Annotated in this window: 9 protein-coding genes and 2 tRNA genes; 4 read left to right on the top strand and 7 right to left on the bottom strand. The window is 60.9% G+C overall.

Going from position 1 to position 16,336, the window contains the following annotated elements; genetic code table 11:
• Nucleotides 1-4: 4 nt before the first annotated feature.
• Nucleotides 5-1,123, bottom strand: a complete 1,119-nt coding sequence (locus tag ACZ5B4_RS04450; protein WP_464913996.1) for a DUF1570 domain-containing protein — start codon at nucleotides 1,121-1,123, stop codon at nucleotides 5-7.
• 375 nt (nucleotides 1,124-1,498) lie between these two features.
• On the opposite strand from ACZ5B4_RS04450, the gene ACZ5B4_RS04445 reads away from it, so the two are divergent.
• Nucleotides 1,499-2,677 carry a cysteine desulfurase family protein gene (locus ACZ5B4_RS04445; protein ID WP_464913227.1) on the top strand — a complete coding sequence of 393 codons (1,179 nt, stop codon included), beginning with the start codon at nucleotides 1,499-1,501 and terminating at the stop codon, nucleotides 2,675-2,677.
• Between the two features lie 254 nt (nucleotides 2,678-2,931).
• On the opposite strand, the gene ACZ5B4_RS04440 is transcribed toward ACZ5B4_RS04445, so the two are convergent.
• From ACZ5B4_RS04440 to ACZ5B4_RS04425, 4 genes are all read right to left on the bottom strand, one after another.
• Nucleotides 2,932-3,004: transfer RNA gene (locus tag ACZ5B4_RS04440), tRNA-Lys, on the bottom strand.
• Nucleotides 3,005-3,324: 320 nt separating this feature from the next.
• On the bottom strand, nucleotides 3,325-4,284 hold the full coding sequence (gene cysK / locus ACZ5B4_RS04435) for a cysteine synthase A (protein ID WP_464913226.1): 960 nt from the start codon (nucleotides 4,282-4,284) through the stop codon (nucleotides 3,325-3,327).
• 192 nt (nucleotides 4,285-4,476) lie between these two features.
• Entirely contained in the window at nucleotides 4,477-7,980 is a 3,504-nt protein-coding gene (locus ACZ5B4_RS04430; protein ID WP_464913225.1) for a HEAT repeat domain-containing protein, read from the bottom strand.
• A gap of 266 nt (nucleotides 7,981-8,246) precedes the next feature.
• Nucleotides 8,247-9,434: a radical SAM/SPASM domain-containing protein gene (locus ACZ5B4_RS04425; RefSeq protein ID WP_464913224.1), complete on the bottom strand. Its 1,188-nt coding sequence runs from the start codon at nucleotides 9,432-9,434 to the stop codon at nucleotides 8,247-8,249.
• 147 nt (nucleotides 9,435-9,581) lie between these two features.
• Between ACZ5B4_RS04425 and ACZ5B4_RS04420 the strand changes: the two genes are divergently transcribed.
• From ACZ5B4_RS04420 to ACZ5B4_RS04410, 3 genes are all read left to right on the top strand, one after another.
• On the top strand, nucleotides 9,582-11,513 hold the full coding sequence (locus ACZ5B4_RS04420) for a prenyltransferase/squalene oxidase repeat-containing protein (protein ID WP_464913223.1): 1,932 nt from the start codon (nucleotides 9,582-9,584) through the stop codon (nucleotides 11,511-11,513).
• 74 nt (nucleotides 11,514-11,587) lie between these two features.
• A complete protein-coding gene (locus ACZ5B4_RS04415; protein ID WP_464913222.1) occupies nucleotides 11,588-13,405 on the top strand; it encodes a polyprenyl synthetase family protein in 1,818 nt (605 codons plus the stop codon).
• A gap of 187 nt (nucleotides 13,406-13,592) precedes the next feature.
• Complete coding sequence (locus ACZ5B4_RS04410) at nucleotides 13,593-14,513, top strand: prenyltransferase/squalene oxidase repeat-containing protein (protein WP_464913221.1); 921 nt, start codon at nucleotides 13,593-13,595, stop codon at nucleotides 14,511-14,513.
• Nucleotides 14,514-14,522: 9 nt separating this feature from the next.
• Here ACZ5B4_RS04410 and ACZ5B4_RS04405 read toward each other — a convergent pair.
• Both ACZ5B4_RS04405 and ACZ5B4_RS04400 read right to left on the bottom strand, forming a co-directional pair.
• A tRNA-Leu gene (locus ACZ5B4_RS04405) sits at nucleotides 14,523-14,608 on the bottom strand.
• 126 nt (nucleotides 14,609-14,734) lie between these two features.
• Nucleotides 14,735-16,315, bottom strand: a complete 1,581-nt coding sequence (locus ACZ5B4_RS04400; RefSeq protein ID WP_464913220.1) for a 2-isopropylmalate synthase — start codon at nucleotides 16,313-16,315, stop codon at nucleotides 14,735-14,737.
• Nucleotides 16,316-16,336: the final 21 nt, after the last annotated feature.

Here is a 16,336-nt window from a genome sequence, read left to right as displayed (position 1 = left end):
GCGGTTACGGCCGCAGTTCGCTCAGAAACCGACCGATTTGCCGCTCTAGACCTACCCAGTCCGAGCCGAAGACGCCCGTGAATTCCGCCTCGCGATCGCGTTGGGGAATTCCGGCCGACGTCGCACCATCGTTGACGGCTCGCAGGTAAGCGACCAGCTTCGCCGGTTCACGTTCCGTAAAATAGAATACGGCCGCCCAAGCCTCCGCATAGGCCAAGGCCGGGTTTTCTCGAAAACCAGCATCGCTGCGGACCAGGTTGCGTAGCCATGGGGTCTGATTCCGCCCGGCGCGGGCCGACCTAAAGGCGGCCATTCTGGCGGAGTGAACGCGCCCGTGAGCGGAACGATACGGATCTCCGCCGAAAACGCCGGCGGATTCGAAGAGCGTGGCCAATCCCTCCGCCACCCAAAGCGGAGGCGGATTCACGCGATCGTGAAAACCCACGTTGAACGCCCATTGGTGAAACCCTTCGTGGGCCAGGACATTGATGCCGCCGCGATCCTGCGGGTTGCCCGATCCTACGTCCCACAGCAATATCCGATTGGACAGCCGGTCGTAGTATCCCAGCGTCCCCGGCCGTAGTTGCACTCCTTGTCGCGCAGCCGTGCGTTGGAAACTCTCCCAACTGGTACAGATCACGGCGGGGAGCAAGAGGTCGGGCTTTCGAAGCGGAAATCCTCGCGTCGCGAAATACCGTGTCGCCGAGCGGAACAGCTCCTCCAGCCGGTCCTTCCAGCCATCGGATATCTCCTGCGGGCTGATGATGAGGTAGTGGGTCGAGCTTGTCACGCTGAAGTCGCTGCCGAACTCTCGCAGCACGGCCGCTTTGAAGTTGGGAAAATCGAGGGCTTGAAAACGATCCGCTATCTTGCGAAAGTCGGAAGCCTTATCGCGATCGAGGTAGAGCAGGCGGCCGTCGCGACAAAGAACGCAAAGCGTGTTCTCCGACCAAGCCAAAGGCGTTCCCTGGATTCGTTCTCCCAAGTACGAAAAGTCTATCATCCACGCGGGCGGAGACTGAGCCGACAGCCCTCCGTCACTCGCCGACAATAACGCCAGGAACGCGCCAAGTGCCCAGGATTTGGAGAGTGAGAGTCGGGTCCATGTGCCAAGGAAACGCATTGCCGACACGTCTCCGTCTCTCCCCGTAGATCGAAGCGACACGAACACCGCAAAATCCCAAGACGCAGGACGGCGTCTGCACGCGAACGCCCGCTCCGCCGACTGACCGGCCCGCAGCCGGGAAATCGAAGGCTTCACGAACCGTGCCCAGGCGTTCTCCCGGCTCGGTGTCTGGCCGCGCCAACCAACCGCAGCATCCGCATTACAAGTCTAGCTCACGAGGTCGAATCATGACCCCGTTAGTAATGCTTACGTATGCGGCCTCGCGGAGAAGGGAGCCGGACGTGAGATCAACCTGGTGAGCCGTACGGATCATCGGTAAATTGAGGATGGTATTCGGTTTACGCCCCGAAAACATGAGCGGAACACGAACCTATGCGATCGGTGTACTTGGACTATAACGCCACGCGGCCGATACACCCCGAGGTGTTGGACGCGATGACTGAAGCGTGGCGGAAGACGACCGGCAATCCGGCTTCAGCACATCAACCGGGACGAGCCGCAAGGGCGTTGCTGGAGGATGCCCGGGAAGGCATTTTGTCGCTGGTCGGAGCGGAGACCTCAGGAAAAGATCGGGACCGGTTGATTTTCACCAGTGGGGGAACCGAGGCAAACAACCTCGCCGTGCTGGGGATAGCTTGGGGAAGAACGAACGGATTGCCCGGCGAGTGCATCGTTTCGTCTTTAGAGCACCCCAGTGTTCTTCGGCCCGCGGAACACTTGCTGGACTTGGGGTGGCGACTGCACACCGTCCCCGCAACCGCAGAGGGCCTGATTCGGACGGAATGGCTGGCGAACACCGTTTCCCGGCGGACGGCCTTGGTAAGCGTCATGACGGTGAATCACGAGTTGGGCACGATTCAACCGATTCGGGAGGTGAGCCGAATTTGCGAACGAGCGGGCGTCCCTTTCCATACCGATGCCGTGCAGGCCGCCGGAAAGATCCCGCTGGAATTTCGTAGTTGGGGCGTTTCCGCCATGACCTTGGCCGCCCACAAACTCGGCGGCCCTGTGGGTATCGGTGCTTTGGTCCTGCGCGGGGAGACGCCGATCAGCCCCATCTTGTTCGGCGGTGAGCAACAGGGGGGGCTACGACCGGGCACGGAATGCCCGGCCCTGGCCCTCGGCATGTGGAAGGCGTTGCAACTGGCCGTTGCACGGCTGGAAGAAACCGTGAGACGCCTCAACGACTTGCGGCAGTATTTCGAAGAGCGACTTAAGCAGACGATTCCGAACATCCGCATCCGCGGCGAATCGGCGCCACGAGTTTGCCAAACCGTCAGTGTGGGCATCCCGGGCGCTGACAATCAGGTACTTTTCACCGGCCTGGATTTGGCGGGAATCGCTTGTTCCATCGGCTCAGCTTGCACGAGCGGGTCGCCCGAGCCTTCCCCCACGCTCTTGGCAATCGGCGCCAGTCGAGAAGAAGTCCGCGGTTCCTTGCGATTCAGCTTAGGTCCGGATACGACCCGAGAAGACCTGGATTACACCGTGGAAGTCTTGTCGCGATTGACCGCCGGTTTACGAGGAGTGACCTTCGCTCGCAACTCCTGAAATCGGCCCTCTCGGGATCGGTCAACGATGCGGCATGGCCCGCGAATTCGACATCACATTGACGGCGTTGTCGACGCACGGTGGAGAGACCGAAAGACCAGGCCTCGAAGTACAGCCATCGCCGCTTACCGATTCGTGGAGTACAAAAGGCAGGCCGGTCGGGCGTGCAAAGAACCGGCAGCGACGCAAATCCACCTTCGAGACGCAACGCAATCGTATCAACGCGATCGTATCGAAGGGTCGCTTTACGATAATGAGGCTGTCGGGACTCGAACCCGAGACCTACGGATTAAAAGTCCGTTGCTCTACCGACTGAGCTACAGCCCCGAAGTCTCCGATGTATTGAGGAATCCCGACACCGGCCGCCGATCGGGGGAAATGTCCTGCGGCCCGTCGTCCTCAAAAACTCGACCGATTAATGAAATCACCCGCCGGTCCAGCCCCGACGGGTGCCACCGAATCCACCGGCGAGATGTTTGTCCTCCCCGCCGACGGCGATAAAAAAAAGTCTACCCGGTTAGCCCTCGATCGTCAATCGACCGGTGCTTTTCCTGCGGCGAAGCATCAGTCTCTCGTTGTGATTCATCCCCATGCCGTGGCATGCGGAAGCAACCCCGGGCCGCCGCAAAAATGCGCCGCAGGGCCGCTCATTCGGGAAACAACCGCGTGGAGAGATAACGTTCTCCCAAATCCGGCAAGACCACGACGATGTTTTTGCCGGCATTCGCCGGTTGCTTAGCCAATTGCAAAGCCGCCCAGGCGGCGGCCCCGCAGCTAATCCCGCACATGAATCCTTCGGAGCGCGCGAGTCGGCGGGAGGTTTCGAGGGCGTCTTCGTCTTCGACTTGGATTACCTGATCGATAATCGATAGGTTGAGAACGTCGGGAATAAAGCCGGCGCCGATTCCCTGAATGAGATGCTTGCCGGGTTTGAGTTCCTGACCAGCCAATTTTTGGGAGATTACCGGACTATTGGCCGGCTCGACGGCGACGACCTTGACGTCCGGTTTGCGCGACTTGAGAACCTCGCCGACTCCGGTAATCGTTCCGCCGGTACCGACGCCGGCTACGAAGATATCGACCTTGCCGCCTATGTCGCGCCAGATTTCCTCCGCAGTCGTGCGCCGGTGGATTTCCGGGTTCGCCGGATTCTTAAACTGTTGCGGCATGTAAAAGTTCGGGTTTTCCTTCACGAGCTCTTCGGCCCGTCGCACCGCACCCGGCATCCCCTCGGCGGCCGGCGTGAGAACCAATTCCGCGCCAAAAGCCTTGAGCAACCGCCGCCGTTCGAGGCTCATGCTCTCCGGCATGGTCACCATCAGCTTGTAGCCGCGCGCGGCGCACACGAAGGCGAGGCCGATGCCCGTGTTACCGCTCGTCGGTTCGATGATGACGGTGCCCTCCTTGATCAAGCCCTGTCGCTCTGCCGCGTCGATCATGGCACGCGCGATCCGATCCTTAACGCTCCACAAAGGATTGAAGTTCTCGAGCTTGCCGAAAACATTGGCGACCGCTCCCTCGGTGATTCGGCGCAGCCGAACCAGGGGCGTGTTTCCGATGCAGTGTGTGATCTCGTCAAAAATGCGACCATTCGCAACAGGCGTCATCCCAGATTCTCCCAACGATCCGCTCAATGAAGGGCCTAACAGGCAGCTACCGACTCGAGCCGCTCCGACATCCGAGCCAACCCGATACATACCTTACTAATATCATAATGTTAATCTTGATTCCAATTCTAGTCAAGACCAAACCTATCGCCCCAATGAGCAAAAATTCCTGATCAGAAATCCCGGCCGCGGTTACGGTTCCCCTTGCGGGACGGCCTTTCCAGCCGTTGCGAGAACGGCGGCCGCGTGACGCGCCAAATGCCCGCGGAGATCTTGAGTATACGCCCGCAGGACTTGCTCCCCGATCCCACCGTAATCGCCGCAACGGAATAGCGCCCGTGCCAGCGACAATTCCACGATTGAATCGCGGCGAGCCTTGACCTGATTGGTGCCGCCCGGGCTGGATTGGTCAAAGCGGATCGCGTCCTGCACCGTGCGATGGACGTAGCCGGTCATCCCCGGCGTCGTCAACAACTCAGCCAGGGGTTGGGCAGCCTGCGGGTCACCGATCATCTCCAGCGCCAACGCCGTCGCGCGATGGTGACTGAACTCCGAATCCGGTTTGAGGAGACGGAGTTTTTCGAGAATCGCGGGGAGGGCACGGCGATCGCGAGTCCTGCCCAGGGCCACGATCAACTGATCCAGGCGACTGAGTGCGCTGCCGAACTGCCCCATGCCGACGTAATTCCAACCTTGATCCCAAGCGTTGTAACTCCTCACGGCGGAGATCAACGTCTCCAAGCCGGTATTGTCACCCAGCACGGCAAGAGCGTGGGCGTAGATCAGCCGATGTTCCGGCAGCTCAGCCGCCTGATATGCCTCGCGGAGCATCGGCCGGGCGATTTCAGGGTACGCCAAGATGACCGCCGCATCGCGATAATCAGTCTTGAGGTTCTCAACGGCCTCCCGAATCCTGGAAGCCGGCAAGGGGGGCATTTCGTCTTCTGCAAGAACGGTCTCGGGAAGATTGCCGATCTTTACCAGGAACCGTTGCAGTTCGCGCACATCCAGCCCGCGAACGTCGATGTCGCGTTGTGCCAACCATGCCGCAGCCGTCCCCGCCGCAAACCCTTGGTTCTGGATATCGGCCTGCATGCGGATCAGCGGGATGGCGTCGCGATGGGCACTGATTCCCAAACCGGTCACAAGGATCCCTTCCAAGCCCTTGGGGATCAGACAGCGATATGGTATTCGCACGTAAAAGCCGCGTTTCTCGGGATGTTCCAGCTCCAGATAGGGGTCCACGGTGAAGCCGTGGGTGTCGAAATTGCTGTACGCGATGCAAATGGTGTCGGAATAGGTACGTTCCAGCATCTGATCCAGAATCGTCATGGTGAATTCACCGACGATTCGCCGCCGCTCCCGGCTGTCGATCAAACGCCCCTGATCGAAGGCGTCGCGGTATTTCTTCTTCGCGTAAACGAAGACATGCCAAATGTCCAGGACGTCCGTGTCATCCGTAATCGTGAAGTCGGTGTTCATGTAACTGGCGCCGAGATTGCGCGGAGGAAGGCCGGTCCCTTGAACGGCCGGCTCGGTGTCGTCGGTGTACATCGTTTGGGCACCGGCCGCGGCCGCTATGTCGGCATTCCCGGTGGAATCGATAACGACGTCGGCAAGAACCACTCCGCGGCCGAAGGGCGTGACGACCACGACGCCGCGAACTGTGCCGGAATCAACAACGGCCCCGCTTCCGAGGCAGTTCATCCAGATATCGGCGCCGGCTTTCAATAGCTCGCTGCGCCACCACTCGGATTTCTGTTCGATCACCCAAGCAGCGGCGCCTTGATTGACCTCGGCCGTAAAGCCGATGCGATTGCCCCAGTAATAGGAAGAGATGGCCCCGGCGGTTCCGACTCCGCCCAAGGTGGCCAGGTACTCGATGACGAGTGTCTTGGCCCCTTGGCGTGCCGCACCGATTCCCGCCGCTGCTCCGCCGGTACCGCCGCCGACCACAACGACGTCGTACCGCCCTAGGATGGGCAAGGTGGAGCGTTCTTGCGTCACGGTCGGCCACTTTAGAAAGGGACGAACGCCGGAGAGAAGCTCGCCGATGTCATACGGAGCACCATCGTCGGCGGCGTGAGCAGCCACCCGCGGGAATTGGATCGCCTCGCGCTGTGCGGCTTCCCTCGCCGCCTCCTTGCCGAGTCGCTCTCCCAACGCCATCAGGTTGCCCGGCCGCAGCAAAGCCGCCGCCTGTTCGCGCGAAACGGAGGCACACCCGCCGAGGACCCACAGCCCGCTTTCTCCCTTGGCGCGAAAGCAGGCGAGGGGAATTGCGTCCGCCCCGGTCCAAGGTCCGCTACCGGTCGCCTCTCCTTGCATCGCGTCCGGGGGAACCTCGAACAACACGTCGGAAACGAACTGTTGTTCGGGGTGATAAACGAGGCGGCGGGCTGTTTGATCGGCTTTGGCCCAAGATGCCCAATGGTCGTCTTCCATCGGCAAATCGAACGTATACTCGATCACCGGAAATACGCCGCTCGAGGTCTTGGCCCGGTTGGGAAACGGACCGACGAAGGGAGGGTCGATCACGCGAGATGAGACATTCGGGGCTTCGACGACATTGCCTCCGATAACGACTTTTGTGAAACGATGGATGCCCTTAGGATACGGTGAGAAGGGGATGCCTGCCAGCCGTGCGACTATCGCACGATCCGTCGCATCGATGACCGTTTTGGCCGTCACGGCCTGCCGCCCGGCGCGATTGGCAATCACCACCCCCGCGATCTTGCCTTCCGCATCTCGAATGACATCCGTCGGATAGGAGCCGTAGAGAAAGGAAACGCCGGCCTCCAGCAAGGCGTCGTCCAGCACCTCCTTCACATGCATCGGTCGGGGCGCGGGAAAAGCCGCTCGGAGCCGATCCACGTCTTCCTGTCGCGGGGGCCCGATGATCTCGATCTCGCCCAACAGAATCCGTTCGCAATCCTCCGCTTTCTTGATTTGCAATTTAATGCGGCGTGCCTTCCGGCCCTCGATCGCGGCTTCGATGACATACGGAAGATCATTGCCGATCACGGCCGTCGCAGCCGGCTCCGCCCACTGCGGCGGTGTCCATGAGCCGTCTTCGTTTTCCAGACTGTACGAGAACCCGGCGACTTTAAAAGCGGAAGCAGGATCGCTGCTAACGCGACCGAAGGCCACCACGCGGATGCCGTGAATCTCTTGGGCCGCATCCAGTTCCACGAGGATCGACACGTCGCCATTGTATTGCACGCTCTGGCTCGGCGCATCGCTGCACAGCCCGTCGCAAAGCCGCCTGGGCGGGTCGGTATCGGCGTGTTTGGGGTCCGCGGGTAGATCGGCCGTGTATTGAAAGTCGTAACGGTCCGCGTGAATCAGAGAGTCGCGGCGCAGCGGGTCATCGAAGACTCGTCGGGCCAACGGTGTGGTGAGTTCCTCGCCCGGTTCCAGCCACAGTCGCAAAGTCGCGGTCATGTCATCGCCGAGATACGGTTGCGGCGCGGCCAAAAATACCCTGGCTCCCGACTGCGCCGCCTGGACGGCCGCGGCTACCGCTCCCGTGCTCCCTCCCACCACCAGGACGTCCACCTCCTGAGCCACGGGAATCCGTCGCGCCGACTGATTTACGGATTCGGACGCCCGGCCGGGTTGGGCCGACGAAAACGCAATCGCGGCGGCCGCGACCGCCGGCCAGAGACGCAACGCGGACGATAACGTGCGGGACATGTTCTTCTACTCCGATTGATTACGCCGGTCGAAAGCCGTGCACGGCCCACGATGATGCCAAGTGACACGCAGGCCGGAGCACAAGGTACTCCGTGTTGACCGCCCGCGGGTCGCACCGCTGTTTCGCCGCCTATGATATCAGCGCGAAGCGGCAACATCCACCACCGCGAAATGGGATAAGGGGCGCGACTCGGAGGTCCGTCTCGCAGGCGAGCCAGGGTGCCGGCTGAATCCGGATAAATCGGGGTCTTGAGCCAAGACGTACCTTAACCATAGGCGGCCAGCCCGAAAAAGAGCCGCCGTTTGAGGAATCGGTAGATACGGCTCTCCTCCGGAATCTCGCTTTCCGGAGTGGAGTGGCTGGGGCATGGCCGTGACGCCCGTAGCTCGCAGACCAAGTTCCTGCCGCTGGTGTCTCGCCCTTGCGAGGATTCAAGAAAATCGGCCAGTTCCCCGGGGCGTTCCAAAATCACGCATCCGCGAGTCTTTTGGGGCGCGAATTGTTGGAAGTCGCGCAGAAACCGACTTCCATTGATGGTCGCGAAAACATCGCTGCGCGGTTCGATGAAATCGGCTGCGTACGATAGAGGCGGACACGGCTCGACGCCGCCGGAGGGACCGATGTGAAAACCCAAACCTAGCGCAGCGGGACAGATCGCTTTGCCTTCCGCATCCCAATACGTATCGATAATGACGATGGGATGGCGGCGCCGCAGTTCCAGGAGTCGTTTGCGAAAACGGCCGAACATGGCGGCACTCAACGCCAATTCCGGGGCGGAATCCGGACCGACCGGTCGATAACCGTAGTACCACAAATATGCCGCGCCGAGGCGGCAGATGAAACGAACGTACGCGTCGCCGAGAACTTCTTCGCAATTCTGAGCCGTGACGGTCGTGGCCACGCCGAATAAAATGCCCGCACGCCGCAGCCGCCGCATGCCTTCCACAACTTGTGCGAAGACGCCGTCGCCCCGCCGGGCATCGTTGTTGGCCTTGCCTCCGTCCAGGCTCACCAGAATCGTTACGTTCCCCAGTTCGCGGATTCGCCGTACCGCGTCGTCATCCAAGAACAATCCGTTGGTGATCACCTGGAAATAGCAGTCGCGGTGCCGCTCCGGAATGCGCCACAGATCGGGATAAAGAAACGGTTCACCGCCTAGCAACGTAAAAAATCGGCATCCTTGCTGCTTTGCGGAATCGATAATCCGCATGACCGTGTCGAAGGGTAGTGTCCGGGGCGATCCCGGGTAATCGACCCAGCAACCGCGACAACGCAGATTGCAGGCATCCGTTAGCGACAAGAACCAAAAGGGTGGAAAGAGTTCCCCGCTTTTCAATCGTTTGCGATACGCCCGCATCGTAGCGAGGGAAGGACGTACCCAAAGCCACGCCGCTTTCCATAACAGGCGGGGTGACACATGCCTCAATAATCGAATCGGGTAATATAACAGCATAAACCTTTCCGCTCGGCGCCGGCGTCGCTCCCCGCCAATCTCTCTTTCGGTCGGCACAACCCCGACGCCGCGTAGGCTCAGTGCCGAAGGCGACCTCATCGATTATACTCATGTTTCTTGGTCTCCATCAGCGACGGACGTGGAAATATGCCGGATGAGCCAGAACTTCGCGAGATCTGGGCCGGATTGGCCCACGAATTGCTCGAACTGCGAGGCTCCAGCGGCCATTGGCGGGGTGAACTGGCCCCCTCACCCTTGGCAACGGCAACGGCGGTCAGCGCGTTGTGCGTGCGTCTGAAGAGTTCCGAAGATGCTCTCAGCCCGACCAAACGGGAGGCGATCCGCGCCGCCATCGTCCGCGGGGCGGCCTATCTTTTGAGCACGCAAAATAGGGACGGCGGTTGGGGTGATACCGATCGCTCGCGCTCGAACATCGCGACGGCTTATCTAACACAGGCCGCCCTCCTCTTGGCCAAGCCGTATGTCCACGAATTGCAGGGGATCGACCGCGCGTTGCCGGCCCTGGAGGCTTACATCCGTCGGCAAGGGGAGCTGGAAGGACTTCGCGCCCGCTATGGTACCGACAGAACGTTCGTCGCGCCCATTGCAACGAACTTGGCTCTGGCGGGTTTGATCGCTTGGCGCGAAGTACCGGCCTTGCCCTTTGAATTGGCGGCGTTTCCGCAAGGCATGTATCGTTTTCTGCGCTTGCCGGTGGTAAGTTACGCGATTCCGGCTCTGGTCGCCGTGGGGCAGGTCCGCTTTCACTTCGCTCCGACGGGTGTGTTTCCCTGGCGCATGGTACGTCGAGCCGTGCGCGATTTCACGCTTACAGTCGTGCGAAAAATGCTCCCGGAAAGCGGCGGCTTTCTGGAGGCTGTGCCGCTCACTGCCTTCGTCGTCATGTCCCTGTGCGGTATGGGCAGGACGGAAGACGACGTTGTAACCCGGGGAGTCGCCTTCCTGCTCCGCCTGCAACGGGATTGCGGGGCCTGGCCCGTCGATTCCGATCTCGCCGTCTGGACGACCACCTTGGCCGCAAACGCCTTGCGTGTTTGCGGCGTCAGCCAATTGTCCCGGCTCGTATCCTTGGAATGGTTGCTCGCATCCCAGCATCGTGAGCGCCACCCTTTCACGGGGGCGGCGCCGGGCGGTTGGGCGTGGACCGACCTGCCGGGCGGCGTACCGGATGCCGACGACACTTCCGGGGCCCTGTTAGCCTTGGCCGGCATGCGGCATGAGGCATCACACGCCCAGCGCTCGAAGATATTCCGAGCGGCGAGCCAAGGCCTGCAATGGCTTCTCGCACTGCAAAACAGCGACGGCGGTTGGCCCACCTTCTGCCGCGGTTGGGGTCGATTGCCCTTTGATCGCAGCGGCGTCGATCTGACGGCCCACGCGATTCGGGCTTTGACGGCGTGGAAACACACCGTCTCTCACGGTGATATTGCGGCCGCTTCCGTCGAGCCTGATCGCAGATCGGAAATCCATGAAATGCACCGCGCCATGGATCGGGCGATTGCGGCGGGCCTGGCCTTTTTACGAAGGAAGCAGCGAGACGACGGTTCCTGGTTGCCTTTGTGGTTCGGAAATGAATGGGCGAATCATGAGGAGAATCCCATCTACGGCACCGCACGGACCATTTTGGCCTTCATCGATGCCGGCTTGAGGACGGATCCGTGCGTCCTACGCGCTGTGGATTGGCTCAAGCAGCGTCAAGGTCCGGATGGGGAATGGCACGCCTTCAACGATCGCCCTTTCAGCGCGCAGGAGCAAGATGTGCCTCCCTGCAACGGGATCGAAGAAACGGCTTTGGCGTTATCCGCGCTTTCCGAGTTTTGCGACGGGCCGGATGAATCGCGCGTCTACGCCCGCGGGCTGGCGGCCCTGGCGGCGGCCGTACGAGAGGGGAGGCATCGCACGGCTTCGCCGATCGGTTTGTATTTCGCTCGCCTGTGGTATTATGAACGGATGTATCCGATCGTCTTCGCCCTGGAGGCGGTGGGTCGCGCACTCCGCCGCCTGGGAATACCGCCGCCGCACCTCGATCCCTATCCTGGCAGCGATTCGTCGGACTGACCCGAATTAAGATGATGAGCGGATTTGCCGCTGAGTGACATCTCAAAGCCCGTCCCGTCTAAGTGGAAACCACCGTGAACGACTCGGCCCAACGCATTCCAAAGCCCTCCCGCAGCGATCAAGGACAGACGCTCGGACTGGCGGCCTACTCGGGCCTCAAGCAAATTCCCAGGGAACGATCCATCCGGGACCGAATCCGGCAAGAGGCGGAAGTACGAGCAGCAGGGGTTGAGCAACAGAAACATATCGGCAGGCCGCTCATCGAGCGGTTGGCGCGGGAATTGCTACGAGATTTGGGGCTGGGTTACGAGTACTTGGGCTGGACCATGGTGGCCGTGGGCTCGGCCTTATGGCGTCCGCAAGTCATGAGAATTCCGTACGATCGGCGCCTCTTGCTCCTGCCGCACTGCATGCGGGCTGCGGAAACCTGCCCGGCGGAATACACGCCGGACGGCCTGACCTGCGTCAATTGCGGCGGTTGCCGCTTGGGTTACCTCCGAACGCAGGCCGAATCACTCGGGTATCAGATCATGATCGCCGAAGGCTCACCCGTGGTCATGAAGTGGATACTGTCGGGTCGCGCCGAGGCCGTCTTGGGAGTGGCTTGTCTAAACGCCTTGGAGCGATCGTTGGAAAAAATTCTCATGGCAGGCGTGCCTTCCTTGGCCGTACCGCTGTTGATGGATTCGTGTCACGACACGACCGGCGAAGAAGATTGCATTCTGGAGATGATCCGTACGCCCTACGTGCCGGGAACCACGGTACGGCGGAGTTATCTTCCGCTGATGCGGGCGGCAACGTCTCTCTTCGAAGCGACTGAACTGGAAGCCCTGGCCCCGCGTCTCTTCCCCGGCGGTTCGCCCGCGCCCCAACACGACGGCGATTTTGTACTGAGCAACGCCGTGGAAGTGACGGAAGCCATCGCGTATGAATTTTTGATCGGCGGGGGGAAATACTATCGACCGTTCCTTACGCTCGCGGCCTACGACGCCGTCTTGGGCGGCCCTCGAGCGCGGGCTGATCACCATCTCGCGCCACCGCTACCGCGCCCGGTCAAACAAGCGGCACTGGCCGTCGAGGTCTTCCATAAAGCGTCCCTGATCCACGACGACATCGAGGACGGCGACCCGTACCGTTACGGACGTCCTACACTCCACTCCCAGTGGGGAGTGCCTTTAGCGCTCAACGTGGGAGATTTTTTAGTGGGGTTGGGCTACCGTCTCTTAGCCGACTTGCGATCATGCACCGATGACCGACTCGCCGCGGACTTGACGCAACGCTTTTCCGCGGCTCACTTACGGCTCTCCGCCGGACAGGGTGCCGAGCTGTGGTTGCAAAGGCATGCCGGCGAACGCATTGCCGTCCCCGATATCTTGCGGGTTTATGCCCTGAAGACGGCACCGGCTTTCGAGGTGGCCGTATCGGCCGGGGTCAAGTTGGCGGGAGGGGATGACTCCTTGAATGAGCCGCTTCACCGTTTCGCCCGATATTTGGGAATCGCCTTCCAAATTCAGAACGATCTCGACGATTGGGCGTGGCAGAAAGAAAACAAGCAACGAATCGGGGGGGACTTGCTGGCGGGGCGTCCCACGGTAATCCAAGCCATGGCATCCCACGTCATGAATCGCTCTTGGTCGGGATTTATCTCGGAGATCGGTGAGGATTGCGTCGGGCGAGAGACCCTCTGGGTTCAACGCGTGCGAACACGATTGGAGGAGGCCGGAATCTTTACCCACGTGCGTCGATTGATGGCCCGAAACGTCGACCGCGCTCGGGAAGAGGCTGAAAGAGTTTCCGTCCCTGAATTGACATATCTGTTGACCTATCTCACCGACTCCCTTTTCGCTCATCTTCGTCCTCAGGAGGAAATCGAGCCCGCTGATAAGTCGTGAACCCGCTCCGCGACGTGCTGCTTTTTGCGGGTGAGGACGCGCGGACGCACCCCGAGTCGGCTTCGATTTATACCGGGAAATGGAAGGCTGGTCCCGCCTTCTCCTTCCTGCGGAGTTCGAGGGGATCGAATCGGGCCGGATGTACGGTGGGCCTCAGGGACGACTGAGGGAAAGGAGTACTCGACACATGTCGTTCGCCGTGGAGTTTGCCGTACGATTGATGGCGGCCGCGCCTCGGATTCCCCGGGAACGCAAAGCAAAACACGCGGCGTGGTTACTCACCCAGCGGGCGGAAGGAGGCGGATTCCGGGGCCGAAGCGACCTGCCCGATCGCTACTACACGGCTTTCGGCGTCCGATGTGCCTTGCTGCTGGATTGCCTCGACGCCGGCCTCCTGACCGACATGCTACCGTACTTGCGGCGGCAGTCTCGCAGCTCCCTCGCGACGGTGGACTTGGCGTCCTACCTCACAGTCGCATTCACAGCGGAGTTCTTCGCGGGCGTTTCCATCGACGATCGATCGCCGGAAGAACGTAAGGAGTGGGTGGCGACCCTCCTCCTGCCGTATCGTCGTTCGGACGGCGGCTGGGCCAAATCATCGAACTCGGGCCTCAGCAGTACCTACCACACCTTCCTGGCCCTGGGATGTCTGGAATTGGCGGACCTTGCGGTTCCCGAACCGCAGCGGGTAGCCGATATGATACGGCAACGACAGGCGTCAGACGGCGGCTTCGTCGATCTGCCGGTCTTGCGGGAAAGCGGTACGAATACCACCGCGGCAGCCTTGGCCGTCTTATACGACCTCGATGCGCTGAGCGACCAGACTCGCCGGCAAGCGTGCGGCTTTTTGCGCACCATGCAACGACGCGACGGCGGCTTCGCCGCCAGCGCTCGCGCGCCTTGCTCCGATCTCCTCAGCACCTTCACCGCCGTCGTCAGTCTGGATCTTATGGATGCCCTCGAAGAATCCACGGCAGAGGCCGCATTGCGTTATGTTTCCGAGCTGGAACACCCGGAGGGCGGATTCCGCGGGGTAACGCTGGATGATCAGCGAGACGCGGAATACACCTTTTACGGCCTGGCGGCAACGGCATGGCTGGGCGAATGAGTTTTCCAATAGCCGAGGCGGGGTTCGAACCCGCACGGGGATTACTCCCCACAGGATTTTAAGTCCTGTGCGTCTGCCTATTCCGCCACTCGGCCTCACCCGGGAAAGGTCCATCCTTGTCCCGGGTTCATCTCGATTCGATTCGGTTTTCCTGTTAGGCTCAGCTCGGCTTCACCCTCATCGAAAAGCCGGGAGCAAGGCCCCAAGGCTCACGCGGTGCCTCAATTCGATCCATCGTGCTTCGTTTCCGACGGCACATGGTTGACGGCAAGGATTCGATTGATGGCGTTGAGAAAGGCCTTGGCACTCGCCTCCAAGCTGTCGGTGGAGACACCTCGCCCGCGGTACAGCTTTCCTTCGTGCTCCAATTGCACTTGGACCTCACCTTGGGCGTCTTTTCCCACGGTCAGACTGTGGACGCGAAAGTCTCGGCACACGGCGGACAAACCGGTGATTTGCTCGATCGCCAAGAACACCGCATCGACCGGGCCGTCGCCGGCCTGCAATTGCGTCCGGCAGACCTCCCCGTCCGAGCGGCGCAGCGTCAACGACACGGTCGGACGTTTTCCGGTTCCTACCTGAACTTCGTAGGACTCCAAGGCATACCGGTCCTCGACCACGCGAATCTGCTGTTCGATCAGCGCGGTCAGGTCGCCGTCGTAAATCTCCTTCTTTTTGTCCGCCAATGCCTTGAAGTCGTGAAACACCCGGCTGAGTTGCTCCGGCGACAGGTCGTATCCCAAGTCTCGCGCACGGGCCGCCAAAGCGGCGCGCCCGCTGTGTTTTCCCAGCACCAGATCACTACGGGAAAAGCCCACGTCCTCCGGCTGCATGATCTCGTAGGTAGCCCGCTCTTTCAAGATGCCATCTTGGTGAATCCCGGCCTCGTGAGCGAAAGCGTTCTGCCCTACGATGGCCTTGTTACGCTGCACGACCATGCCGGTTATGCCCGACACCAGCCTGCTGGTCGGCACCAATCGTCGCGTGACGACGCCGGTATCCGCATGGAAAACGTCCTGGCGCACTCGGAGGGCCATCACGACCTCTTCCAGGGCACAGTTGCCGGCCCTTTCGCCGATTCCATTGATGGTACATTCGACCTGCCCGGCACCGGCTTGAACGGCGGCCAAACTATTGGCCACGGCCATCCCCAGGTCATCGTGGCAATGTACGCTGATGACCGCCTTGTCGATATTGGAAACGCGCTCGCGCAGCGTGGTGATCACGCGAGCCATTTGTTCCGGTGTGGCATAACCGACGGTATCCGGAATATTGACGGTCGTGGCACCGGCATCGATGGCCGCCTCGACCACTTCGCACAGAAAATCGATTTCCGTCCGCGCCGCATCTTCCGGAGAAAACTCGACGTTGGAGCAATAACCCGCCGCCCGTTTTACCCCCGCCACGGCTCGTTGGATGATTTGCTCCTTCGTCATCCGCAATTTGCGTTCCCGATGGATCGCGCTGGTCGCCAAGAAAACATGGATGCGCGGCGATTCGGCGCACCGCAAGGCATCCCAGGCACAGTCGATGTCCTCTTCCCGACAGCGCGCGAGGCCGCAGATCACGGGGCCGCGAACCTCTTGGGCGACGGTCTTGACCGACTCGAAATCACCCGGCGAGGCAATCGGAAACCCCGCCTCGATGACATCCACACCGAGTTGCGCCAGGGCATGCGCCACTTCGAGCTTTTCCTGGAGGTTCATGCTGCATCCGGGTGACTGCTCGCCATCCCGCAGCGTCGTATCGAAAATGACGATTCTTCGCTTCGTATCTGAAATCGGTCGCTTGGAAGGATTCATGGGCTTCGGTCCACTTGGTTG

Source organism: Thermogutta hypogea (assembly GCF_055386265.1).
This window is presented reverse-complemented; position numbering and strand designations above follow the sequence as displayed.

What these genes read in the sequence shown, in the direction of transcription:
- ACZ5B4_RS04450 (WP_464913996.1), bottom strand. Translation starts at nt 1,123, where the DNA reads ATGCGTTTCCTTGGCACATGGACCCGACTCTCACTCTCCAAATCCTGG.
- ACZ5B4_RS04445 (WP_464913227.1), top strand. Translation starts at nt 1,499, where the DNA reads ATGCGATCGGTGTACTTGGACTATAACGCCACGCGGCCGATACACCCC.
- cysK (WP_464913226.1), bottom strand. Translation starts at nt 4,284, where the DNA reads ATGACGCCTGTTGCGAATGGTCGCATTTTTGACGAGATCACACACTGC.
- ACZ5B4_RS04430 (WP_464913225.1), bottom strand. Translation starts at nt 7,980, where the DNA reads ATGTCCCGCACGTTATCGTCCGCGTTGCGTCTCTGGCCGGCGGTCGCG.
- ACZ5B4_RS04425 (WP_464913224.1), bottom strand. Translation starts at nt 9,434, where the DNA reads ATGCTGTTATATTACCCGATTCGATTATTGAGGCATGTGTCACCCCGC.
- ACZ5B4_RS04420 (WP_464913223.1), top strand. Translation starts at nt 9,582, where the DNA reads ATGCCGGATGAGCCAGAACTTCGCGAGATCTGGGCCGGATTGGCCCAC.
- ACZ5B4_RS04410 (WP_464913221.1), top strand. Translation starts at nt 13,593, where the DNA reads ATGTCGTTCGCCGTGGAGTTTGCCGTACGATTGATGGCGGCCGCGCCT.
- ACZ5B4_RS04400 (WP_464913220.1), bottom strand. Translation starts at nt 16,315, where the DNA reads ATGAATCCTTCCAAGCGACCGATTTCAGATACGAAGCGAAGAATCGTC.